Consider the following 22402-nt stretch of genomic DNA (forward strand, 5'->3'; position numbering starts at 1 on the left):
AGATTCGCGCAGTCTTCGTCACGCCACAGGATGAGAGCGGCCATGGATGCGACGCCTTTCCAGAAGTCCCTTGCCGACGGTCGGCACGCCCTTCTGCAGAACATGGTCGGGGAGTGGGTCGGCCGGACGCGGGTGTGGTTCGAGCCCTCGACCGAGCCGGCCCTGACCCTCCTCCAGCGCGGCCACGTCCGCCCGATGCTGGGCGGCCGCTTCCTCTTCCACGAGTACGCCGCGGACGACGGCAGCAGGATCCACGAGGGGATCGCGCTCTACGGCTGGCACCTGGAACGCGCCCGCTTCGAGGTGGCCTGGGGCGACGACTTCCATACGGGCACGGGGCTGATGCTCTGCGCGGGCGCACGGGAGGCGCCCGGCTTCCACGGGCTGGGCAGCTATCCCGCCGTCAAGGGTCCGGACTGGGGGTGGCGCATCGAGCTCGCGCAGGACGCCATCGACACCCTGCGCATCGCCATGTTCAACATCCCGCCCGACGGTCCCGAGGCGCTGGCGGTGGAGACGCTGTACCGGCGCGCGGGTACTGGCTGACCGCCTACCAGCGGTCGAGGAGGGCCGGGGAGACGCCCATGCGGCGGCAACTGCGCGTGGCCACGCCCTCGCGCAGCGCGCCCCGGATCGCCGGCGCCACCAGCGCCAGGCTGCGCGCGGCCGCCGCATCCTGCATCCGCTTCAGGCGCCCACGGCGCAGCAGGGTGCAGGCCCAGTCCGGCAGCAGTGCGGCACCCGCGCCGAGGAAGACCGGGCGGATGGCGTGTCCGAACATCACCGGCAGTGCGGCGCGGTCGAGCACTCCGAGCACGGTGGCCGAGCGCTCGTCGTAGCGGAGCTGGGGCCGGACCCGCCCGAAGTAGGCCTCCACCGCCGCACGCGAGCGCGGCACGTCGGCCGCACCCAGTGCTTCGGCGATCCGTGCGGTCTCGTCGTAGTAGCGGTCCTGTATCGCCAGCGGCACCGGCCGCCGGTAGCGGCGATAGCCCTGGAGGAAGCTCCACATCTCGGTGCAGTGCACCCAGGTCAGCAGCTCGGGATCGTCGGCGCGGTAGGGCGTGCCGTCCGCGGTGACGCCCTGCACGCGGGTGTGGATGCGCCGCACGCGCGCGATCAACGCCTCGGCCTCGGCTGTGGGGGCGAAGCTGGTGCCGCCGACGAAGATGGTGGTGCGGCGCAGGCGGCCGAGCAGGTCGTTGCGGAAGTCGGAGTGGTCCCAGACCCCGGCGAGCGCACGCGGGTGCAGGGTCTGCAGCATCAGCGCGCACAGGCCGCCGGCCATCATCGCCGGGAAGTCGGCGTGGATGCGCCAGGTCGCACTGTCGGGCCCGAACAGGCCCGGATCGCCCTTGGGGGCGTCGTAGTCGATACCCGTGGTGCGCACGTCGGACACCACGCCGACCACCAGCCGACGGATCTGCGCATGCAGCGGCGCGAGCAGGTCGTGCCGTTGGAGCGGAGAGGGGGGCATGGGGTGAGGATAGAGAAAACGGGCAGGGGGCGAGTGAAGCGGGCCCTGCCATCGCCTCCAGCCCCGGGCCCCCGACCCGGACTAGTGCCCCTTCCGCTGCGCCGCCTCGAACGCCGCCAGCTGTTCCGGCGTCGCCGGGGCCTGGTGCCTGGCCTTCCACTGCGCGAAGGGCTCGCCGTAGACGATCTCGCGCGCGGCGTCCTTGTCCAGGGCGATGCCGCGTTCGGCGGCGGCCTCGCGGTACCAGTCGGCCAGGCAGTTGCGGCAGAAGCCGGCCAGGATCATCAGGTCGATGTTCTGCACGTCGGGCCGGTCCTGGTTCAGATGCTTCAGCAGGCGGCGGAACGCGGCGGCCTCGAGTTCGGTGCGGGTGGCGTCGTCCATCCGGTCAGCGGTCCTCGTACTTGGCGGGTGCGGGATTGAGGTGTCCGCAGGCGTCGCAGGTGCGCAGTTCGCGCGAGCGGTAGAAGCGCTCGAACACCGGCGGGAAGTCGGTCTCGATGTTTCCCAGCGGGAAATAGTGCTCGAAGAGCATGTGGTTGCAGCGTTCGCAGAACCACATCAGCCCGTCCCGCTCGCCGGGCAGGCGCCTGCGTTCGATCACCAGGCCGACTCCGCCGGCCGGGCGCTGCGGCGAATGCGGCACCTTCGGCGGCAGGTAGAACAGTTCGCCGGCGCGGATGGGGATGTCGCGCACGCGGCCCTCGTCCTGCACGCGCAGCGTCATCTCGCCTTCGACCTGGTAGAAGAACTCCGGGCCCTCGTCGTAGTGGTAGTCGGTCCGCGCGTTCGGACCGCCGACGACCATCACGATGAAGTCGCCGTCGACGATGCACTTGTTGCCCACCGGCGGCTTCAGCAGGTCGCGGTGCGCGTCGATCCAGTGCGCGAGGTCGATGGGCGGCATCAGCATCGGTGCGCTCCCTCAGGCCAGCGCCGGCCCGAACGGCGGCAGGCGTTCGATCGCCTCGCGGTAGCGTCGCGGCAGTTCCTCCAGCGAGGTGACGCCCTCGCTGAGCGTGCGCACGCGGCCGTCGTGCAGGCTGTAGACCCAGCCGTGCACCGAGAGCGCCTGGCCGCGCGCCCACGCGTCGGTGACGACGGTGGTCTGGCAGACGTTGGCGACCTGCTCGATCACGTTGAGCTCGCACAGCCGGTCGTGGCGGAAGGTCGCCATCTCGATGCGCGACAGGTCCTCGGCGTGCTTGTTGGCGACGTCGGCCACGTGGCGCAGCCAGTTGTCGGCGAGTCCGACGCGCGTCTTGTTCATGGCCGCATGGACGCCGCTGCAGCAGTAGTGCCCGACGACGAGGATGTGCTTGACCTTGAGCAGGTCGACCGCGAACTGGATCGCCGACAGGCAGTTGAGGTCGGTGTGCACCACCACGTTGGCGACGTTGCGGTGGACGAAGACCTCGCCCGGGGCCATGCCGATGATCTGGTTCGCCGGCACCCGCGAGTCCGAGCAGCCGATCCACAGGTACTCGGGTGCCTGCTGCCCGGACAGGCGCTCGAAGAAACCGGGGTCTTCGGCCACCACGCGTTCGGCCCAGGCGCGGTTCTTCTCGAGGAGGTGGGACAGGGTCTTGGTCATGCCGGGGCGTCGTGCGGAGAAGCGGTCGCGCATTCTCGCATCGAGGACGTCGTGCCGTCGTCGTGCGGCGCTCAGGGCGCTCAGGGCGCGGGGCACGGGGCACGGGCGCAGGGTGCTGGGCGCTGAGCACGGGGCGTAGGGTACGGGCACGGGGCAGAGGGCAGAGGCGCGGGGCAGAGGGCAGAGGGCAGAGGGCGCGGGGCGGCAACGATGCTGGAGCCCCAAGCCCCAAGCCCCAAGCCCCAAGCCCTGATAAGCCCCAGCAAGCTCCTCACCTCTGGCACCCACGACACCAGTACAGCCGCCGTCCCGCCAGCTCGATGCGTTCCACGGTCCCGCCGCAGTCGGCGGGACAGGGCTCGCCGGCGCGGCCGAACACCTGCATCTCGAAGGCATCGGGGGTCTCGGTGACGTAGTCGGCGCGCATGCCGCCGGTCGGTGCGATGCCGCGGGCGCGGTAGCTGCGGCGCGGGACCGCGAGGAGGGCCCGGGCGAGGCGCTGGCGCTCGGCGGGATCGAGGTCCTTCGGGCGTCGCGCGGGCGCGATGCGCGCCTCGAACAGCACTTCGGAACGCAGGTAGTTGCCCATGCCGGCGAGGAAGGACTGGTCGAGCAGCAGGGCGGGCAGGCCGCGGCCACGGAAACGGGTGCCGTCGAGGCGGGCCGCGACCGCCTCGGCGGTCAGCGCGGGATCGAGCACGTCCGGTCCGATGCGGCTCAGGAAGGGGTGCCTGCGCAGGCCCTCCTCGTCGAGCAGGGCGATGTCGGAGGCGGAATACAGCAGGATCGCATGCGCCTCGGTCTCCAGCGCCACGCGCAGCGCACGTGTGGTCGCCGGCCGCTCGCCCGCCGCCACGACCTGCCAGACGCCGTAGAGCTGGTTGTGGCTGTAGAGCGTCAGCCCGTTGGAGAAGCGGGTCAGCAGGGCCTTGCCGCGTGGCGCGATCGAGACCACCTCCTCGCCGACGAGCGCTGCCGCGTGCCGCCTGAGCGCGGGCGGCTGGAAGAACACGTCGGTCAGCGGTCTGCCGACCACCGCTTCCGCGAGGCGGTCGGCGGCGCGGCGGATCTCGGGGCCTTCGGGCATGGCGTGAGGAGGGTGCCGGGGGCGCCGATGATCGCCCGTCCGGCGACGCGGTGCATGTCGGGCGCTCAGATCGCGCGGATGCGCCCGCCGTCGACCGGCAGGCTCGTGCCGGTGATGTAGGCGGCTGCCGGCGACGCGAGAAAGGCGACCGCCGCAGCGATCTCGCCGGGAAGGCCGAACCGTCCCATCGGGATCTCCGCCTCCATCTCCGTGCGCATCGCTTCCACCGGCACGCCGCGCGCCTCGGCGCGGGTGGCGGCGATCTGCGCGATGCGCGGCGTGTCCGTCGAGCCGGGGAGCACGTTGTTGACGGTGATGCCGAGCGGAGCCAGCTCGTTGGCGAGCGTCTTGGCCCAGCTCGCCATGGCGCCGCGGGTGACGTTCGACACGCCCAGGTTGGCGATCGGCTCGCGCACCGTGGTGGAGACGATGTTGACGATGCGGCCGTAGCCTGCGCGGCGCATGCCGGGGACCACCGCCCCGACGAGCGTCTGCGCCGCGAGGACGTGCTGGCGATAGGCGAGGAGGAGGGCCTCCTCGCCGGCGTCCTGCAGCAGGCCGGGCGGGGGACCGCCGCCGTTGTTGACCAGCACGTGGACGGGATGGCCCGCGACCAGCGCCTCCGCCTTGGCGCGCAGCGTCGCGGTGTCGCCGGCATCCACCGCGATCAGGGCGTGGCGCTGCGCGTCGTGGACGACCGGCAGGGCGTCGCGCACCTGCGCCAGCACCCCGGCGCGTCGCGCCAGCAGGGTGACGTCGGCGCCGAGCAGGGCGAGTTCGTGCGCCGCGGCGCGGCCGATGCCCTGCGAGGCGCCGCAGACCAGGGCGTGCTTGCCGGTGAGGTCGAGATCCATGCTCACTCCGTGGACAGGCGCGCGCATGAGCTCGGCGACGGCGGGCGCGCGCACCGCCAGGTCGTCCGCCACCGCGGCGCGGTTGGCGCGCGGATGGTTCTGGTTGAGCTTGAACTTGATCTCGATGCGCTCGGCCCGGAAGCGGAAGCCGACGATGCCGCGCAGCTGGCTGCGATGGTCGGCGCGCTCCGGCTCGAAGCGCCAGTCGGCGCCGACCGAGGCCTCGAAACGCTCGGCGAGCGCGGCGACGTGGGCGGCCAGCCACGCCTCGTCCTCGACGCGTTCGAGGCTGCCGTGGAGATGCGCGACCGCGTAGTTCCAGGTCGGCACGCGCGCTGCGGCCTCCTTGTCCGGATAGGCGCCCGGCGACACGTAGGCGTGCGGGCCGTGCACGATCACGAGTGCCGCCCCCGCGTGTGCCGACTGCGGGTTCGGGCGCGCCCAGTGTCCGTCGATGACGACATCGGTGCCGCTGCGCGCGTAGAGCACCGGCAGGTGGCTGACCAGGGGCGCACCGTCCGCCACCGTCACCAGGGTCACGAACGGGTCGCGCTCGACCAGACGGTCGAGCGCGGTGGGGTCGGTCTCGTGGAAGGCGCGCGGGAGGTACATGCGGCACGGCAAGGTGGCGGCGGCGGGCGCGGCGAGCATACGCCTGCCGGGGCAGGCGTGGCCGGATGCACGCGACTCAGCCGTTGTCGCGGACGGTATAGGGCGTGTTGCTGATGAAGGGGTTCAGCCAGTGTGGGCGCCATTGCGGAACGCCCATCTCGAACCGTTTCTCGCGCTTGTGGAAGTCGACCCAGGCGATGCCGATCCACTGCGCATCCTCGTGCGTGCGCATGTCCAGCGACTGGCTCGGGTAGAGCGGGGTGCGGTAGACGCGACCGTCGCCCAAGTCCGTGATGCGCAGATAGGCGCGCCCGCCGAAGGGGACGAGCAGGCTGCGCACCGGGACGTTCTCGATCCGGTAATGACGCGACGGGCTGGCGGTGGCGCTGCTCGCCGGCGCGTCACGGATCGCCAGCACCTGCTGTACGAGGGCCAGCGTGACGAGGGCCGGCGCGAACACCAGCGCCCGGGGCCGCCGCCTGCGTCGGCCGATGGCGGTCGCATCCGGCCGATCCGGGGTCTTCAGGCGCGGCCGCCCAGCGACTGCACCATCTGCGCGCGCAGGGCCGCCTCGTCCTCGCCCTGCGGCGGCGCGATCTCGCTGGGCGAGAAGCCCATCTCCGCGGCGTCGTCGGCATCGAGGCCGTCGAAGGCGCGGAAGTCGGCGTCGAGCAGGGCGGCGCGCGCGCTGTCGAGGCTGTCGTAGGTCAGCGTGTTGCCGTCGCAGTCGAAGACCTCGGCGATGCCGGACTCGCGCAGGCGCAGCCGGGCCCACACCAGGTTGCGGCCCAGCGCCGCCACCCACCACTGGTACTGGTCGCTCATGCGGGCGTCCTCAGAACAGGCCGATGAAGTACAGCGAGAACGCCAGCGCCAGGCCGAACAGCGACACCCAGAGGCCCGCCTGGGCCGGGGCTGCGAGGCCGCTCAGCCCGCGGTCGCCGATCCGCCGGAAGCGGCCGAGCAGGAACCAGGCCACCGCGGTGCCGGTCAGCGGGCCGCTGCCGAGCGTCGCGCGCTCGGCGGGCTGGCGGTCGCGCAGGTGCACGTAGACCAGCGGCCAGAACAGGAGGAAGCACAACGCACCGCTGATCGCGATCGCGAGGCCCGAGAGCATGATGAACTCACGCATGGCAGGCTCCGTTGGAGGGAAGGGTGCGGATGCCGGAACGCCGCATCAGAACGTGGCGTGGCCCGGCGTGCGCGGGTAGGCGATGGCGTCGCGGATGTTGTTGAGGCCGCAGACGTAGACCACCAGGCGTTCGAAGCCGAGCCCGAAGCCGGCGTGCGGCACCGTGCCGTAGCGGCGGAAGTCGCGGTACCAGCCGTAGTGCTCCGGGTCGAGCCCGAACTGCGCCATGCGCGCGTCGAGCATGTCCAGGCGCTCCTCGCGCTGCGAGCCGCCGATGATCTCGCCGATGCCGGGCGCCAGCACGTCCATCGCGGCGACGGTCTTCCCGTCGTCGTTCAGGCGCATGTAGAAGGCCTTGATCTGCTCGGGATAGTTGGTGACCACCACCGGCCGGCCGACGTGCTGCTCGGTCAGCCAGCGCTCGTGCTCGGTCTGCAGGTCGAGGCCCCACTCGACGGGGAACTCGAACCGGTGCCCGGACTTCTGCAGCAGGCCGATGGCGTCGGTGTAGTCGATCTGCTCGAACGGCGCCGCGATGAACTCCTCGAGGCGGGTGATGGCGTTCTTCTCCACGCGTTCGGCGATGAAGGCCAGGTCGTCCTGGCGCTCCTCGAGCACGGCGCGGAACAGGTACTTCAGGAAGTCCTCGGCCAGCTTCGCGTTGGCGGCGAGGTCGTTGAACGCGACCTCCGGCTCGATCATCCAGAACTCCGCCAGGTGGCGGGTGGTGTTGGAGTTCTCGGCGCGGAAGGTGGGGCCGAAGGTGTACACCTTCGACAGCGCCAGGGCGTAGGCCTCCGCGTTGAGCTGGCCGGAGACGGTGAGGAAGGTCTCCTTGCCGAAGAAGTCGCGGGAGAAGTCGATGCCGCCGCCCTCGCCGCGGGGCAGGTTCGCCAGGTCCAGCGTGGAGACGCGGAACATCTGCCCCGCGCCCTCGGCGTCCGAGGTGGTGATGATCGGCGTGGAGATCCAGTAGAAGCCCTGCTCGTGGAAGAAGCGGTGCACCGCCTGCGCCAGGCAGTGGCGGATGCGGGTGACCGCACCGAACAGGTTGGTGCGCGGGCGCAGGTGCGCCACCTCGCGCAGGAACTCCAGCGAGTGCGGCTTGGGCTGGATGGGGTAGGTCTCGGGATCCTCGACCCAGCCTACGACCTCCACCGACTCCGCCTGGATCTCGAAGGCCTGCCCCTGCCCCTGGGAGGGGGCGAGGGTGCCGGTGGCGACCACCGCGCAGCCGGCGGTGAGGCGCTTCACCTCGGTCTCGTAGTTGTCGAGCGCGGCCGGCGCGACCACCTGGATGGGGTGGAAGCCGGAGCCGTCGCTCACGTTGACGAACGAGAGCCCGGCCTTGGAGTCGCGGCGGGTGCGGACCCAGCCCCGGACCGTGACCCGGCTGCCGGCGGCGATACGCCCCGACAGCGCCTCTTGGACGCTCGTTACCGACATGCTTGCGATTCCCGGGGCGACGCCCCATCTGGAAGGAAGGACAACAACGTGAACGCGACAGCGAACGCACGATGATAGCGGGCGTGCCGCGGCCGTAGAATAGCGGCTTCCGCCGAGCGCGCCGCGCGACCCAGCAGCAGCCGGAACCGATACGCATGAGCATCCTCCTCACGCCCACCGCCCACGCCCGCGTCCGCCGCTTCATGGAGGCCGACGCCTCCGCCCTCGGCCTGCGCTTCGGGGTGAAGCGCACCGGCTGCTCGGGCTGGGGCTACGTGGTCGACATGGCGCGCGAGCGCCGCCCCGACGACACCGTGTTCGAGCAGGACGGGGTGGCCATCCACGTCGATGCCGCCAGCCTCCCGCTCGTCGACGGCACCGAGATCGACTTCGCGAAGAAGGGGCTGGGCGAGGAGTTCGTCTTCCGCAACCCCAACATGGCCGCCGAATGCGGCTGCGGGGAGAGCTTCACCACGGACGCCGAGCGGGCGTAGCGGGGGGAGTGAGTCAAGAGGAGTGAGGGGCGAGCGGGCAGTCGCGCTTCCTCCCGTTCCTCTTCCCCACATGCGGGGATAACCGGGTGATGGGCAGCGCGCCGGGCCGCACCGGACGCGAAAGCGGGCAGGTGCCCGTCTCCGGACGCTCAGGCGCGAGATTGCCGCCCGGCACCGCACCTGCCATACTGCCCGGCTCCCGTACGTCCGTACGGGTGACCTTGCCCCACCGCATCCGGCCTCCGGACCGTCGGGGGGCTGTTCCGCCACCGCCAGGTGGCGACATCCACGAGGAAACACCATGCGTCACTACGAAGTCGTGTTCCTGGTCCATCCGGACCAGAGCGAGCAGGTCCCGGCCATGATCGAGCGCTACAAGACGCTGATCGAGGCCGACGGCGGCAAGATCCACCGTCTCGAGGACTGGGGCCGCCGCCAGCTGGCCTATCCGATCGAGAACCTGGTCAAGGCCCACTACGTCCTGCTCAACATCGAAGTCGGCCAGAAGGCCCTCGACGAGCTGGTCGACGGGTTCCGCTTCAACGATGCGGTGCTGCGCCACATCGTCATCAAGCGCGACGAGGCCGACACCGAGCCGTCGTTCATCATGAAGAGCAAGGACGAGAAGAACGAGCGCGGCGATCGCGGCGACCGTCCGGAGCGCGGCGAGCGTCGCCGTCGCGACGACGAGACCCCGGCCGGCGAGTCCGCCGAGTCGTCCGACAACGCCTGATCGAGAGGATCGCACCCATGTCCAAGTTCTTCCGCCGCCGCAAGTTCTGCAAGTTCACCGCCGAGGGCATCAAGGAGATCGACTACAAGGATCTCAACACCCTCCGCCAGTACCTGACCGAGACCGGCAAGATCGTCCCGAGCCGCATCACGGGCACCAAGTCCAAGTACCAGCGCCAGCTCTCGACCGCCGTCAAGCGCGCGCGCTACCTGGCCCTGATCCCGTACACGGACAACCACAACGCCTGATCCCGGTCGTCCCGGGGGAGGTCGCGCAGCGCGCGCCTTCCTGTCATTCGGACAGCCACAGCGCTGCGGCCGCGCCTCGCGCGCGCCGCTAACGAATCGGAGCAACACCCATGCAACTGATCCTCCTGCAGAACGTGCAGAACCTCGGCAAGCTCGGCGACAAGGTCGACGTGCGTCCGGGCTACGGCCGCAACTTCCTGGTCCCGCAGGGCAAGGCCGTACCGGCCACCGAGGCCAACATCGCCGAGTTCGAGGCGCGCCGCGCCGAGTACGAGGCCAAGGCCCGCGAGCAGCTGGAAGGCGCCCAGGCGCGTCTGGCCAAGCTCGAGGGCGCGTCGGTCACCATCACGGCCAACGCCTCCACCGAGGGCAAGCTGTTCGGCTCGGTCGGCCCGCGCGACATCGCCGAGGCCTTCACCGCCGCCGGCATGCCGCTGGAGAAGTCCGAGGTGGTGATGGGCGAAGGCCCGATCCGCCGCACCGGCGAGTACGAGGTCGCGGTGTACCTGCACGCCGACGTCGAGACCACCGTCAAGGTCGTCGTCGAGGGCGAGGCCGCCTGAGCGCGCCCGACCTGCTGTCGCACGACGGGCGCCCTCGGGCGCCCGTCGTCGTTTGGGCGCGTCGCGGCGGCTGAGACGCCCGCGCGCCACCTTGCGCACCGGTTATCCACAGCTTCACCACAGATCTGTCTGCAACGGGTCGGCGCGGTGCGCCGCTAGCATGCCCGTTCGCGCAGGGCCCGCAGCCTGCGGGCCGCATCCGAGAGACCCGATCCGCCATGGCCCCACGTTCCGGAGCACGTCCCGACTTCCACGCCGACGCCAAGGTCGAAGCCCTGCGGGTTCCGCCGCAATCGATCGAGGCGGAGCAGGCGGTGCTCGGCGGCCTGATGCTGGCGCCGGACTCGCTCGACACCGTCGGCGACGCGCTGTCGGAAGAGGACTTCTACCGGCGCGACCATCGCCTGATCTACCGCGGCATCCGCGAGCTCTCCAACCGCGGGCAGCCCTTCGACGCGGTGACGCTGGGCGAGTGGTTCGAGTCCAACGGCGTGGCCGAGCAGGTCGGCGGCGGCGCCTACCTGATCGAGCTCGCCAGCACCACGCCCTCGGCGGCCAACATCAAGGCCTACGCCGAGATCGTCCGCGAGAAGGCCGTGCTGCGGCAGTTGATCGAGGCCGGCACCGAGATCGTCAACGACGGCTTCCAGCCGGAGGGGCGCACCACCAGCGAGGTGCTGTCCAACGCCGAGCAAAAGGTGTTCAAGATCGCCGAGCAGGGCGCGCGCGGGCGCCGGGCCTACGTGCCGCTGCGCGATGCGATGAAGGAAGCGTTCCAGATGCTGCAGGAACGCTACGAGAACCAGGGCAACGTCACCGGCCTGCCGACCGGCTTCAACGACTTCGACGAGATGACCGCGGGCCTGCAGCCCTCGGACCTCATCATCCTCGCAGCGCGTCCGGCGATGGGCAAGACCACCTTCGCGCTCAACATGGCCGAGTACGCGGCCATGAAGAGCAAGAAGACCGCCGTGGTGTTCTCGATGGAAATGTCGGCCTCGCAGCTCGCCTTCCGCCTGATCTCCTCGATGGGCCGCGTCAACGCAGGGCGCCTGCGCACCGGCCAGCTGGAGGACGAGGACTGGTCGCGCGTGAACTCGGCGATCAAGATGCTCTCCGAGGTCAAGATCTTCATCGACGACACGCCGGCGCTCTCGCCCAACGAGGTGCGTTCGCGCTGTCGCCGCATCAAGCGCGAGCACGACCTGGGGATCGTGGTCATCGACTACCTGCAGCTGATGCAGGTGCCGGGCAACAACGAGAACCGCGCGACCGAGATCTCCGAGATCTCGCGTTCGCTCAAGGCCCTGGCCAAGGAGCTGCACGTGCCGGTGATCGCGCTGTCGCAGCTCAACCGCGGCCTGGAGTCGCGGACCGACAAGCGTCCGGTGATGAGCGACCTGCGCGAATCCGGCGCGATCGAGCAGGATGCGGACATCATCATCTTCATCTACCGCGACGACTACTACCACAAGGAGTCGCCGGACAAGGGCCTGGCCGAGATCATCATCGGCAAGCAGCGAAACGGCCCGACCGGTTCGGTGAAGCTCAAGTTCTTCGGCGAGTACACGCGCTTCGACAACCTCGCCATGGACAGCGTGGGCAGCTTCGAATAGCGGCCCCCGGCGCGCCGGACCGGGCGCCGCCGCCCGCGCCGTGCATCGCCATCCCGTGCCCGCGAATCGCCACATCTTCCCGCGCGGGCGCGGGTAGCCTTGTCCCGCTTCCCATTCTCCATTCCCGCCGTGAGCCGCCCCACCACCGCGACCATCCATCTCGACGCCCTCCGCCACAACCTGGCGCGCATGCGCGCGCGCGCGCCCGGGGCGCGGGTGATGGCCGTGGTCAAGGCGGACGGCTACGGGCATGGCCTGGAGCGGGTCGCGCGCGCGCTGGAGGGCGCCGACGGTTTCGGCGTCGCGGCGCTCGCCGATGCCGAGCGGCTGCGTGCGGCCGGGCTGTCGCAGCGCATCGTGCTGCTCTCCGGCTTCGACGAGCCCGCGGACCTGCCGGCGCTGCGCCGCCTGGGCGTGGAGACGGTGGTGCACCACGACGCGCAGCTGGCCATGCTCGAGGCCGACGCCGCGCAGGGCGGGGCGCCGGTGCGCTGCTGGGTGAAGGTCGATACCGGCATGCACCGCCTGGGCTTCGCCGCCGACCGTGTCGGCGAGGTGCATCGGCGTCTGCGCGCACTGCCCAACGTGGCCGGGGAGATCGGCCTGATGACCCACTTCTCCAGTTCCGACGAGTTCGACGGCCCGCGCACGCCCGCCCAGATCGCCGCCTTCGAGGCCGCGGTGGCCGGCCTGCCGGGGCCGCGCTCGCTGTGCAACTCCGCGGGGGTGCTGGGCTGGCCGCAGGCGCACGGCGACTGGATCCGTCCGGGCGGCGCGCTCTACGGCGTATCCGTCGTGGAGGGCGTGAGCGCGCCGGACTTCGACCTGGCGCCGGCGATGACGCTCTCCACCCGGCTGATCGCAGTCAACCGCGTCGCCCGCGGCGAGCGCGTCGGCTACGCCGCGAGCTGGACCTGTCCGGAGGACATGCCCGTCGGCGTGGCTGCGCTGGGCTACGGCGACGGCTACCCGCGGCAGGCGCCGCCCGGCACCCCGATGCTGGTGCGCGGGGTGCGGGTGCCGCTCATCGGCCGCGTGTCCATGGACCTCATCACCCTCGATCTGCGGGGCATTCCCGACGCGGCGGTCGGCGATCCGGTGGTCGCCTGGGGCCGCGGGCTTCCCGTCGAGGAGGTCGCCGCGCACGCCGGCACGATCGGCTACGAACTGGTGTGCTCGATCACGCGCCGGGTGCGCTTCGTCGAGGACTGACAGGCGCGCCGCCGCAGCCGCCGGCGGCGCTCAGCCCAGGCGGGCGTCCAGGCTGATGTCGGCCTTGAACAGCTTCGAGACCGGGCAGCCGTCCTTGGCGCCCTCGGCGATCTTCCGGAACTCCGCCTCGTCGATGCCCGGGATGCGCGCCTGCAGGCGCAGGGCGGAGGTCGTGATGCGGAAGCCTTCCCCTTCGCTCTCCAGCGAGATCGCGCATTCGGTGCGCAGCTCCTCCGCGGTGTGCCCGGCCTTCTCCAGTGCGAAGGCGAGGGCCATGGTGAAGCAGCCGGCATGCGCCGCCGCCAGCAGTTCCTCGGGATTGGTGCCGGGGGCGTCCTCGAAGCGCGACTTGGCGCCGTAGTCCGCGGCCAGCGCCTTCGACCCGGTCTCCAGCCTGCCGCCACCGCTCTTGCCCGCGCCGTGCCAGACGGCGGTCGCCTTGCGTGCCATGCCTTTCTCCTTCGGGGAATGGGGCGCCGAGGCTAGTGGACCCGCCGGGAAGACCGCGTCAGCGCCCGCGGGCACGGCGGCACGCAGCGACCGCCCCGCCGGCACGCGTTGACATTGTGGCCGCGAAACGGCGCTGCCTAGACTCGGTCCACGTCCCCCCGACGCCCCTGCCGCGGCGCTTCTCGCCGCGCCGCCGTCCGATCTCCTTCCCCCAGGGAGTTCCGCATGTCCCAGTCCCCCCTGCGTTTCCCGCGGCGTGCAGCGCTTGCCGCCGTCCTCGCGGCGGCGTCCGCCGCCCCCGTCCATGGCCAGACCCACGCGGCGCGCGTGGACGATTTCGGCGCGGTCCACGCCGAGCCCGAGGTCCTGCCCGGCCTCTACCTGGTGCGCATGCACGCCGCGCCCGCCGTCGCGCGCAGCAGGGTGCCGATGGCGCGTGCGGCGGAAGCCCGCCGACTGGCGGGCGAGCAGGATGCGGTCCTTGCGCGGGTCGGCCGCCAGACCGGGACCGACCTGCGCCCGCTGAGCGAGACCTTCCGCTTCGTGCACGCGGCGAACGCGGTGACGGTGCGCATGGACGCGCGTGCGGCCGCGGCGCTGCGGCGGGCGCCGGAGGTGGCGGCGGTCGAGCCGGTGGTGCTGCTGCCGCTCGATACCGATGCCGGCCCGGAGCTCATCGGCGCGCCGGAGACCTGGGGCGTGCGCTACGAGAAGAGCCCGCGCAGCCCGCAACTGGTCCCGGTCCCGATCCGCGGCGCCCGCCGCGTCGCGGACGCCCAGGGCGAGGGCACGGTGATCGGCGTGATCGACTCCGGCCTCAACTTCGGCAGCCCGTCCTTCGCCGAGGTCGACGGCGCCGGCTACCGTCACAGGAACCCGCTGGGCGAGGGCAACTACCTCGGCCTGTGCGGCCCCGATCCCATCGCGGCGTGGGCCCCGCGCTGCAACGGCAAGGTCATCGGCGCCTACGACTTCGTCGACGAGCTGATGCCGACGATCCGGGAGAACGACCCCGGTGCCGACGACGGCCCCCCCGGCCCGGAGGACAACAACGGCCACGGCTCGCACACCGCGTCCATCGCCGCCGGCAACGTGCGCCTGGCCCGGGTGCCGGGCGGCCCGGAGCGCCTCGTCAGCGGCGTCGCCCCGCGGGCCAACCTGGTCGTCTACGACACCTGCTACGTGGCCGGGGACGGCCGGGGGCTCTGCCCGAACGTGTCCACGCTGGCCGCGGTCGAGCAGTCGATCGTGGACGGCGTGGTGACCGCCATCAACTACTCCATCGGCGGCGGCACCTCGCCCTGGACGCAGGCCGGCTCGCTCGCCTTCCTCGACGCGCTGGAGGCCGGCATCAGCGTCGTCGCCTCCACCGGCAACAGCGGCCCCTCCAGCGCGACCCTCGGCCATGTCGAACCCTGGACGCTGAGCGTCGCGGCCGCGAGCCATACCCGCGGCCCCTTCGCGAACGCGCTGCGGATCACGGGCCCGGCACCGGTGCCCGCGCCGCTGCAGGCGATCGACATCACGTTCCCGGCGAGCAGTACGCCGCTGATCGAGCCCATCGCCGGCGGCCTGGCCTACGACCCGCAGGACCCGCTGCTGTGCACGCCGCCGGCGCCGGGCTCGATGGCCGGCCGCGTGGCCATGGCGCGCCGGGGCGACTGCACCTTCGTGATCAAGGTGGAGAACGCGCAGATCGGAGGCGCCAGCGCGGTGATCCTCGCCAACAACGTCGACGGAGCGCTCAACCCGGCGCTCGACGGGACGGTCATCCCGGTCGGCGTGGTGGGGCGGGCGGACGGCGACCGCCTGCACGACTTCCACGTCGAGCGCGGCGAGGCCCAGGTGCTGCTGGACTACCCGGCCGAGGCGCGGGCGAGCGAGCCCGACGTCATCGCCACCTTCAGTTCGCGCGGGCCGAGCGGCTACGCCCTGCTCAAGCCGGACGCGACGGCACCGGGCGTGAGCGTGCTTGGTGCGGTCGCGGGCGAGCCCGGCGCGATCGGCCTGATGAACGGCACCTCGATGGCGTCGCCGCACGTCGCCGGCGCGGTCGCGCTGCTGCGGGCGCGGCATCCGGACTGGACGCCCGCCGAGGCCAAGTCCGCGCTCATGCTCACCGCGACCGAGGAGGTGCTCGATGCGGCGGACGGCCTGCCGGCGACGCCGCACGAGCGCGGGGCAGGGCGCATCCGCCTCGACCTCGCGGTGGAGCCGGGGCTGGTGATGGACGAGACCGCGGCGCGCTTCCGCGCCGCGGATCCCGCGCAGGGCGGCGATCCGTCCGCGCTCAACCTGCCCAGCATCGGCGCACTGTCCTGCATCGGGACCTGCACCTTCGAGCGGACCGTGCGCGCGGTGAGCGCCGGCCAGTGGAGCGCCGAGCTCGACGGCATCGCCGGCAGCGTGACGCCGTCCCGCTTCACCCTCCGGGCCGGCCAGAGCCAAACCCTCACCATCGTCATCGACGCGGCCGGGGCGGAGCAGGGCGCCCATGCCTACGGCGCGGTGCGTCTGACGCCGGCCAGCGTGCTCCTGCCGCCGCTGCAGATGCCGGTCGCCGTCCACGTCGATGCGATGGCCCTTGAGGTGGGGCCGGACCACATCGAGGCGAGCGCACCGGCCGGAGGCCGCGCGCAGGCCACGCTGGAACTCGGCAATGCCGGCAACGACGGCCTGGGCTGGTCGCTGTACTCCGGGGTGCGCGCGGTGCCGGCGATCGACCAGCCGGCGACGACGCTCAACGGTCTGGTCAGCACGCAGTACGCGGACACCGGGACCGGCGCGCTCGTCGCCGACGACTTCGAGCTGTCCGTGGAGACGGCGTTCGAGACCCTGAGCGTCGACGGCTTCCTGTTCGCCAACTACGGCGACACCCTGGACATGTACGCCAGCGCGCTGACCTGGAGCATCCATGCCGACGCGGACGGCCGGCCCGCCGGCGCACCGGGGCAGGGCGAGGCGCCGGTCTGGAGCTTCACCGCCGCGCCGGGAACCCCCGGCGTCGCCGGCGGCACCACGCGCATGGATCTCGATCTGGTCGAGGCCGGGCAGAGCCTGGTGCTGCCGCCGGGCCGCTACTGGCTCGTGGCCTACCCGACCTTCGACTCGCTCTCGGTCGGCGGCGTGCCGATGGTGATCTGGTACCGCTTCCTGCGCGACGTGCAGGACGGCCTCGTCGGACAGGAACTCAATACGGATCCCGAATTCGGCGGCAGCCCCGACGCCACCTGGGGGCCGCTGGACGGCGCTTCGAGCGGGCACTACGGCGCCGCCATGACCGCGCTCGCCGAAGGCATCTGCACGCCCCCATGGCTCAGTGCCGCCGAGACCGCAGGCAGCCTCGCTGCCGGACAGAGCAAAAGCGTCGCGCTGACTCTGGACGCAGCGGCACTGGAGCCCGGTACGCACACCGGACGCCTGTGCGTGGAGAGCAACGACCCCGCACGTCCGCTGACGGTCGTGCCGGTGACCTTCCGCGTCGGCTGAGCGTCGCGCCGGCAGGCGGAAACGAAGAAGGCCAGCCTCGCGGCTGGCCTTCTGCGTCGATTGGTGGAGGTGGCGGGAGTCGAACCCGCGTCCGAAGGCACTCCATCTCCGGTCCTACATGCTTAGCTCACCGTTGTATCTCGTCCCGCGACAGCACGGTGTGCGAAGCGCGTCCCGGAACCAGCCTGCTGAGTCTTTACCGGTTGCCGACAGGCGGCGGCTTCCCGGTGCGTCCCGTGATAGTGACCCTACATCCACGAGCACGAGCACAAGTGGGTTCGGGGCTTACGCCTTAAGCGGCGAGAGCGTAGTTGTCGTCGTTGGCAACTAAAAGTTTGCCGCTGGATTAACGAGGAAAGCTGCCCCCTCGGCATGCACCAGACAACTTCGCGACCCCCGTCGAATCCGGAACACCCCCGGGTAGAACAGGTATCGGCTGTCCGATCGTCCAGCAGTATAGGGACATCGGTCCCCGCATCAAGGCCGGTCGCGGCGGGGCGCGACCGGGCGTTCAGGCATTGCGGTTGTGGCTGCGCATGACGCGCTGCTTGTCGCGCTGCCAGTCGCGCTCCTTGGTGGTCGCGCGCTTGTCGTGGGCCTGCTTGCCCTTGGCCAGCGCGATCTCGAGCTTGATCTTGCCGTTCTTCCAGTACATCGCCGTCGGCACGAGGGTGTAGCCCTCGCGCTCGACGCGGCCGAGCAGGCGGTCGATCTCGTGCCGGTGCAGCAGCAGCTTGCGGTCGCGGCGGTCGTTGGCGACCACGTGGGTCGAGGCGGAGATCAGCGGCGTGATCTGCGATCCGTAGAGGAAGATCTCGCCGTTGCGCACCATGGCGTAGCTCTCGCCGATGTTGGCGCGGCCGGCGCGGATCGCCTTGACCTCCCAGCCCTGCAGGGCGAGCCCGGCCTCGAAGCGGTCTTCCAGGTGGTAGTCGTGGCGGGCGCGCTTGTTGAGGGCGATCGTGCCGCCGCCGCCCTCCGTGCCCTTGTCCTTCTTCTTGTTCGACATGAATCCCTCGTTCGACGCGCATTCTGGACCAGCGCGCATGGATGTGGCGAGCGTGGCGCCGCGGCGTGCGTCCCTGCACGTGGCCGTGGCGGCATCGGCTTACACTGCACGGCTTTCCTCCGCGGCAGCCGCCTGCTCCGAATCAAGAGCCTCGATGACCCACGTCCACCGTCACGCCCTGGTCCGTCACTCCGCCGAGCGCATGTACGCGCTCGTCAACGACGTCGCCGCCTATCCCGCGCGCTTCGCCTGGTGCGAGAGCGCGGACATCCTGGAGCAGTCGCCGGAGCACATGGTGGCGCGCCTCGGCGTACGCCTCGGGGCGCTGCGTACGGCGTTCACGACCCGCAACACCCTCAGCGAGCCGTTGCGCATCCGGCTGGAGCTGGTGGACGGCCCCTTCCGCAGCCTCACCGGGCTGTGGGAATTCCACGCTCTCGACGAGGACGCCTGCAAGGTGAGCCTGACCATGGATTTCGAGGCCTCGAACCGGCTGATCGGCTCCGCGCTCTCGCTCGGCTTCAAGACGCTCGCCGATCGCATGGTCGACGACTTCCGCCGCGCCGCGGACGCCGAGGCCTGAGAGCATGACGCAGGCGCTCAGGGTCGAAGTGGTGTTCGGGCACGCGACGCAGGTCTGGCGGCAGCAGGTCGCGCTGTCGCCCGGCGCGACCGTGGCCGATGCGTTGGCGGCTGCCGACCGCGTGCGCGAGGCGGTCGCGCGCTGCGATGCGGACCTGCTCCATGATCCGTCGGCACTGGCTGTCCATGGCCAGCCGGTCGTGGGAACACGTACGGTCGCCGACGGCGAGCGGGTCGAGATCGTCGGACGGCTCCGGATCGACCCCAAGGAGGCGCGCCGGCGGCGCGCCTCGGGAGGCTGATCAGCGGCGGCCGCGGCGGTTGTTCTCGCGCGGCAGGTTGCCGCCGAAGATGCGGATGGCGACCTGGGCGAGCTCCTGGTCCTGCTTCGGGAAGTACTCGCCCTCCCACGCGGCCAGGCTGTCGCCCTCGAAGAACACCGTGAGGTTCTTGACCTCGGTCTCGTCGCGGCGGCCCACCCGCTGCGTGGCGACGTAGTCCCAGCGCGACTGGTGGAAGGGGTCGGCGACCATCGGCGAGCCCAGCAGCACCGCGACCTGGCGCCGGGTCATGCCCTCGCGCAGTTGCTCCACGTTCTCGGCATTGAGCAGGTTGCCCTGGTAGATCGGCTGCTTGTAGAGGATTCCGCAGCCGGCGAGCAGGCCGGCGGTGAGCAACGTGATCAGGATCTTCTTCATCGGGCGCGGAGTGCCTTGCGGGGAGCCGGGTGACGAGTGCGCGATGATACACTAGCGCCCCGGCTGCGCCCTTGGCGGCGGGGCAATGTTCACGTGCCGTTGGAGGGCCCATGGAATCGCAGGAACTACGCAAGGTCGGCCTCAAGGTGACGCATCCGAGGCTCCGGATCCTCGCGCTCCTGGAGGCCGCGAGCCCGCGCCACATGACCGCCGAGGACGTCTACCGCAACCTGCTGGAAGCGGGCGAGGACATCGGCCTGGCCACGGTCTACCGCGTGCTCACCCAGTTCGAGGCCGCCGGCCTCGTCCTCAAGCACAACTTCGAGGGCGGCCAGGCCGTGTTCGAGCTCGACCGCGGCGGCCACCACGACCACATGGTCGATCTGGACACCGGCAAGGTCATCGAGTTCACCAGCGAGGAGATCGAGCGTCTCCAGCACGAGATCGCCGAGAAGCACGGCTACATCCTCGAGGAGCACTCGCTGGTGCTCTACGTGCGCCAGAAGGCGCAGAAGAAGGCAAGCTAGCCACGCGCCGGCAGGCGCACCGGACAGGGAGGTCGGATACATGGTTCTGCGACGCGCTTTCGGGATCGTCCTCGCGGCAGTGCTTCCGTTCGCCGCGGCCACGACGGCAGCGGCACGCGAGGCGCCTGCGCCGGGGTGCATGGACGCCCGCCGCATGGTCTCGGCCCATCAGCTCGACAGCGCGCTCTTCGCGGTCGCCCTGGACGATGGCCAGCGCTTCCGCATCGATCTCGTCGAGGACTGCCCGCTCGAGGCGGGAGCAGGGCTCGACGGCCTGCAGATCCTCGCGCCCGACGCCTGGCTCTGCCCGGGCAGCGTCGGGCTGGTGCAGCGGGGCGAGGTGCGGTGCCCGGTGCGCGCGCTGGCCGAGCTGGATGCGCGCGACTATGCGGCCCTCGGCCGCCTCTCTGCGCAGCGGGACGTGGCTCTGCTCGACCCTGTGGAAGTGCGGGGCGCGCGTCGCCATGGCTTCAGGGGATCCCCGGACTTCTGTTTCGCGCCGCGTTTCATGCGCGGCTGGTCGGAGGACAGGAAGGGGCTGCTCGTCGAGGTGTCGCCGATGCGTTCCGGCGGGAACCGCTTCTACCGTGTGGAACTGGCAGGTTCCTGTCCCGCCCTGGCCAGCGCACGCCGGATCGAGCTGCACTCGGGGCCGATGAACGGGCTGGTCTGCGGCAATGCCGGCGACCACGTCAGGATCCTGCCTACGCCGGAAGGGCTCGGCGCCGGCCTGTTCGACCACGACGCGGGCCTGACGTCCAGCATCATGGATCAGGTGGCTTCGCTGGGCACCTGCCCGGTCGTCGCGGTCTATCCCCGGGAGGAGGATCGGGCGCGCTGAGCCGGCCTAGCCGGCCTGCGCGCGCTCCAGCATCTGCCGCGCATGGGCGCGGGTGGTCTCGGTGATCTCGACCCCGCCGAGCATGCGGGCGATCTCCTCGACGCGGTCCTCGGCATCCAGCCTGCGCACGCCGCTGTGCGTGCTGCCCTCGGCGACGTCCTTGCTGACCCGGTAATGCCCGTGGCCCTGGGCGGCCACCTGCGGCAGGTGGGTGACGCACAGGGCCTGGCGGCGCGCGCCGAGGGCGCGCAGCTTCTGTCCGACGACCTCGGCCACGGCGCCGCCGATGCCGGTATCCACTTCGTCGAACACCATGGTCGGCACCGCCTCGGCATCCAGCGTGGCGACTTCCAGCGCAAGGCTGATGCGGGCCAGTTCGCCGCCCGAGGCGACCTTGCGCAGCGGGCGGGGCGGCTGGCCGGGGTTGGCCGAGACCATGAACTCCGCCCGCTCCGCGCCCTGGGCGTCCGGGCGGGCGTCGGCGTTGGGTTCGAGCGCGACCTCGAAACGCCCGCCGCCCATGCCGAGTTCCTGCATCAGTTCCGCGACCTGCGCGCCCAGGCGGGTCGCCGCCTCGGCACGCGCGGCGCTCAGCGTCGAGGCGCATGCCTGCCAGGCCTGCTGCGCCTCGGCCATGCGCAGCGCCAGCGTCTCGCCGTCGATCCCGGCGGCGCGCAGGCTCTCGAGTTCCTCGGCCAGCGCGTCGCGCCGCGCCGCGAGCCCCTCGAGCGGGACGCGGTGCTTGCGGCCGAGCTCGTGCAGGCGCGCGAGCTGGGCCTCCAGGCTCTGCAGGCGCTCCGGATCAAGGTCGAAGCCGTCGCGCAGCCGTTCGACCAGCGCCGCGGCCTCGTCGATCTGGATCTGTGCGCTGTCGAGCAGCGCCGCGGCCTCGCCCAGCGCGGGCTCGTCCGCCGCCAGTTGCTGCAGCTCCGAATGCGCCTGGCGCAGCAGGGGGGAGATGCCGAAGCCGTCGTCTCCCGAGAGTCGTGCCAGCACGCGCTCGCAGCCTTGCAGCAGGCCTGCCGCGTTGGCCTGGCGGCGGTGCAGGGCGATGAGCTCCTCGATGGCCTCCGGCGCGAGGTTCTCGCGCTCGAGTTCGTCGAACTGGTGCTGAAGCCAGTCGATGCGCTCGCCGGGATCGCCGTCGCGCGCCAGCTCGGCCTGCCGCCGCGCGAGCGCCGCCCAGGCCTCCGCCGCCGCACGGACCTCGGCGACGAGGTGGCCGTGCCCGCCGAAGCCGTCGAGCAGGGCCAGCTGGTGGGCGCGCGAGAGCAGGGCCTGGTGCTCGTGCTGGCCGTGGATCTCGACCAGCAGGGCGCCGAGTTCGGCCAGCTGGCCGACGGTCGCCGGGCGGCCGTTGATCCAGGCGCGCGAGCCGCCGTCGGCGCGGATCACCCGGCGCAACTGGCACAGCCCGTCCTCGTCCAGCTCCGCCTCGCGCAGCCAGGCCGCGGCGGCGGGGGTGTCGTCGAGTTCGAACTCTGCGGCCAGTTCCGCGCGCTCGGCGCCGTGGCGCACCATGCCGCTGTCGCCGCGGCCGCCCGAGAGCAGCATCAGCGCGTCGACCAGCAGCGACTTGCCGGCGCCGGTCTCGCCCGAGACCACCGTCAGGCCGGGGCCGAAGGTCACCGTGGCCGCGCTGACGACGGCGAAATCCTTGATCTGGAGTCGGGTGAGCATGGAGGCAGGGAATGGAAAAACCGGCAAAGCGTAACGGCCGGCCCCGAACCCTGAAAGC

At 71.4% G+C, this 22402-nt stretch carries 26 protein-coding genes, 1 other RNA gene and 1 pseudogene; 12 read left to right on the forward strand and 16 right to left on the reverse strand.

Annotation, left to right across the window (positions count from 1 at the left end; genetic code table 11):
• Positions 1 to 42 precede the first annotated feature (42 nt).
• On the forward strand, positions 43 to 546 hold the full coding sequence (locus ACFO3Q_RS05255) for a DUF1579 family protein (RefSeq protein ID WP_377003581.1): 504 nt from the start codon (positions 43 to 45) through the stop codon (positions 544 to 546).
• A 4-nt stretch (positions 547 to 550) separates the two neighbouring features.
• Here the strand turns inward: ACFO3Q_RS05255 and ACFO3Q_RS05260 are convergent, their stop codons facing one another.
• The 11 genes and pseudogenes from ACFO3Q_RS05260 to asnS all read right to left on the reverse strand — a co-directional run bounded on the left by ACFO3Q_RS05260 (position 551) and on the right by asnS (position 8202).
• Positions 551 to 1477 carry an oxygenase MpaB family protein gene (locus ACFO3Q_RS05260; RefSeq protein ID WP_377003582.1) on the reverse strand — a complete coding sequence of 309 codons (927 nt, stop codon included), beginning with the start codon at positions 1475 to 1477 and terminating at the stop codon, positions 551 to 553.
• Positions 1478 to 1558: 81 nt separating this feature from the next.
• A complete protein-coding gene (locus tag ACFO3Q_RS05265; protein WP_377003583.1) occupies positions 1559 to 1861 on the reverse strand; it encodes a DUF1244 domain-containing protein in 303 nt (100 codons plus the stop codon).
• Between the two features lie 4 nt (positions 1862 to 1865).
• Positions 1866 to 2390, reverse strand: coding sequence for a 3-hydroxyanthranilate 3,4-dioxygenase (locus ACFO3Q_RS05270; protein ID WP_377003584.1), 525 nt, complete (start codon positions 2388 to 2390; stop codon positions 1866 to 1868).
• Positions 2391 to 2402: 12 nt separating this feature from the next.
• The gene (gene can, locus ACFO3Q_RS05275; RefSeq protein WP_377003585.1) at positions 2403 to 3071 is read right to left on the reverse strand and encodes a carbonate dehydratase; all 669 of its coding nucleotides are present in this window, start codon (positions 3069 to 3071) and stop codon (positions 2403 to 2405) included.
• Between the two features lie 271 nt (positions 3072 to 3342).
• Complete coding sequence (nei, locus tag ACFO3Q_RS05280; protein ID WP_377003586.1) at positions 3343 to 4158, reverse strand: endonuclease VIII; 816 nt, start codon at positions 4156 to 4158, stop codon at positions 3343 to 3345.
• A gap of 65 nt (positions 4159 to 4223) precedes the next feature.
• A complete protein-coding gene (locus ACFO3Q_RS05285) occupies positions 4224 to 5039 on the reverse strand; it encodes an SDR family oxidoreductase (protein WP_377003642.1) in 816 nt (271 codons plus the stop codon).
• A pseudogene (locus tag ACFO3Q_RS05290) lies at positions 5034 to 5624 on the reverse strand (FMN-binding negative transcriptional regulator); the annotation flags it as partial. The gene ACFO3Q_RS05285 and the pseudogene ACFO3Q_RS05290, both read right to left, overlap by 6 nt.
• Positions 5625 to 5700: 76 nt before the next feature.
• Positions 5701 to 6084 (reverse strand): hypothetical protein, encoded by a 384-nt coding sequence (locus tag ACFO3Q_RS05295; protein WP_377003587.1) that lies wholly within the window; start codon positions 6082 to 6084, stop codon positions 5701 to 5703.
• A gap of 62 nt (positions 6085 to 6146) precedes the next feature.
• Positions 6147 to 6449, reverse strand: a complete 303-nt coding sequence (locus ACFO3Q_RS05300) for a hypothetical protein (protein ID WP_377003588.1) — start codon at positions 6447 to 6449, stop codon at positions 6147 to 6149.
• 10 nt (positions 6450 to 6459) lie between these two features.
• Entirely contained in the window at positions 6460 to 6756 is a 297-nt protein-coding gene (locus ACFO3Q_RS05305) for a hypothetical protein (RefSeq protein ID WP_377003589.1), read from the reverse strand.
• A gap of 45 nt (positions 6757 to 6801) precedes the next feature.
• Positions 6802 to 8202, reverse strand: a complete 1401-nt coding sequence (gene asnS / locus ACFO3Q_RS05310) for an asparagine--tRNA ligase (protein ID WP_377003590.1) — start codon at positions 8200 to 8202, stop codon at positions 6802 to 6804.
• Positions 8203 to 8357: 155 nt separating this feature from the next.
• Between asnS and ACFO3Q_RS05315 the strand changes: the two genes are divergently transcribed.
• From ACFO3Q_RS05315 to alr, 6 genes are all read left to right on the forward strand, one after another.
• Positions 8358 to 8696 (forward strand): HesB/IscA family protein, encoded by a 339-nt coding sequence (locus ACFO3Q_RS05315; RefSeq protein WP_377003591.1) that lies wholly within the window; start codon positions 8358 to 8360, stop codon positions 8694 to 8696.
• Positions 8697 to 8997: 301 nt separating this feature from the next.
• A complete protein-coding gene (gene rpsF / locus ACFO3Q_RS05320) occupies positions 8998 to 9429 on the forward strand; it encodes a 30S ribosomal protein S6 (protein ID WP_377003592.1) in 432 nt (143 codons plus the stop codon).
• A gap of 17 nt (positions 9430 to 9446) precedes the next feature.
• Positions 9447 to 9677 carry a 30S ribosomal protein S18 gene (gene rpsR / locus ACFO3Q_RS05325; RefSeq protein WP_377003593.1) on the forward strand — a complete coding sequence of 77 codons (231 nt, stop codon included), beginning with the start codon at positions 9447 to 9449 and terminating at the stop codon, positions 9675 to 9677.
• A 110-nt stretch (positions 9678 to 9787) separates the two neighbouring features.
• Entirely contained in the window at positions 9788 to 10240 is a 453-nt protein-coding gene (gene rplI, locus ACFO3Q_RS05330) for a 50S ribosomal protein L9 (RefSeq protein ID WP_377003594.1), read from the forward strand.
• A 218-nt stretch (positions 10241 to 10458) separates the two neighbouring features.
• On the forward strand, positions 10459 to 11856 hold the full coding sequence (locus ACFO3Q_RS05335; protein WP_377003595.1) for a replicative DNA helicase: 1398 nt from the start codon (positions 10459 to 10461) through the stop codon (positions 11854 to 11856).
• A gap of 129 nt (positions 11857 to 11985) precedes the next feature.
• The gene (alr, locus tag ACFO3Q_RS05340) at positions 11986 to 13068 is read left to right on the forward strand and encodes an alanine racemase (protein ID WP_377003596.1); all 1083 of its coding nucleotides are present in this window, start codon (positions 11986 to 11988) and stop codon (positions 13066 to 13068) included.
• 30 nt (positions 13069 to 13098) lie between these two features.
• On the opposite strand, the gene ACFO3Q_RS05345 is transcribed toward alr, so the two are convergent.
• The gene (locus tag ACFO3Q_RS05345) at positions 13099 to 13518 is read right to left on the reverse strand and encodes an OsmC family protein (RefSeq protein ID WP_377003597.1); all 420 of its coding nucleotides are present in this window, start codon (positions 13516 to 13518) and stop codon (positions 13099 to 13101) included.
• A 225-nt stretch (positions 13519 to 13743) separates the two neighbouring features.
• Here ACFO3Q_RS05345 and ACFO3Q_RS05350 point away from each other — a divergent pair, with 225 nt between their 5' ends.
• Positions 13744 to 17007: a S8 family serine peptidase gene (locus tag ACFO3Q_RS05350; protein ID WP_377003598.1), complete on the forward strand. Its 3264-nt coding sequence runs from the start codon at positions 13744 to 13746 to the stop codon at positions 17005 to 17007.
• 61 nt (positions 17008 to 17068) lie between these two features.
• Here ACFO3Q_RS05350 and ssrA read toward each other — a convergent pair.
• Positions 17069 to 17425: a transfer-messenger RNA gene (gene ssrA, locus ACFO3Q_RS05355) on the reverse strand.
• 93 nt (positions 17426 to 17518) lie between these two features.
• Entirely contained in the window at positions 17519 to 18016 is a 498-nt protein-coding gene (gene smpB / locus ACFO3Q_RS05360) for an SsrA-binding protein SmpB (RefSeq protein ID WP_377003599.1), read from the reverse strand.
• 154 nt (positions 18017 to 18170) lie between these two features.
• Between smpB and ACFO3Q_RS05365 the strand changes: the two genes are divergently transcribed.
• Both ACFO3Q_RS05365 and ACFO3Q_RS05370 read left to right on the forward strand, forming a co-directional pair.
• The gene (locus ACFO3Q_RS05365; RefSeq protein ID WP_377003600.1) at positions 18171 to 18599 is read left to right on the forward strand and encodes a type II toxin-antitoxin system RatA family toxin; all 429 of its coding nucleotides are present in this window, start codon (positions 18171 to 18173) and stop codon (positions 18597 to 18599) included.
• Positions 18600 to 18603: 4 nt separating this feature from the next.
• On the forward strand, positions 18604 to 18900 hold the full coding sequence (locus ACFO3Q_RS05370; RefSeq protein WP_377003601.1) for an RnfH family protein: 297 nt from the start codon (positions 18604 to 18606) through the stop codon (positions 18898 to 18900).
• Here ACFO3Q_RS05370 and ACFO3Q_RS05375 read toward each other — a convergent pair whose 3' ends face one another.
• Positions 18901 to 19296, reverse strand: coding sequence for an outer membrane protein assembly factor BamE (locus tag ACFO3Q_RS05375; RefSeq protein ID WP_377003602.1), 396 nt, complete (start codon positions 19294 to 19296; stop codon positions 18901 to 18903).
• Between the two features lie 110 nt (positions 19297 to 19406).
• On the opposite strand from ACFO3Q_RS05375, the gene fur reads away from it, so the two are divergent.
• Together fur and ACFO3Q_RS05385 are read left to right on the forward strand one after the other, a co-directional pair.
• Positions 19407 to 19823, forward strand: coding sequence for a ferric iron uptake transcriptional regulator (fur, locus tag ACFO3Q_RS05380; protein WP_377003603.1), 417 nt, complete (start codon positions 19407 to 19409; stop codon positions 19821 to 19823).
• A gap of 40 nt (positions 19824 to 19863) precedes the next feature.
• Complete coding sequence (locus ACFO3Q_RS05385) at positions 19864 to 20664, forward strand: hypothetical protein (RefSeq protein ID WP_377003604.1); 801 nt, start codon at positions 19864 to 19866, stop codon at positions 20662 to 20664.
• A 6-nt stretch (positions 20665 to 20670) separates the two neighbouring features.
• Here the strand turns inward: ACFO3Q_RS05385 and recN are convergent, their stop codons facing one another.
• Positions 20671 to 22344: a DNA repair protein RecN gene (recN, locus tag ACFO3Q_RS05390; protein ID WP_377003605.1), complete on the reverse strand. Its 1674-nt coding sequence runs from the start codon at positions 22342 to 22344 to the stop codon at positions 20671 to 20673.
• Positions 22345 to 22402 lie beyond the last annotated feature (58 nt).

The organism is Coralloluteibacterium thermophilum (assembly GCF_042654365.1).
Taxonomy (GTDB): Bacteria; Pseudomonadota; Gammaproteobacteria; order Xanthomonadales; family Xanthomonadaceae; genus Coralloluteibacterium; species Coralloluteibacterium thermophilum.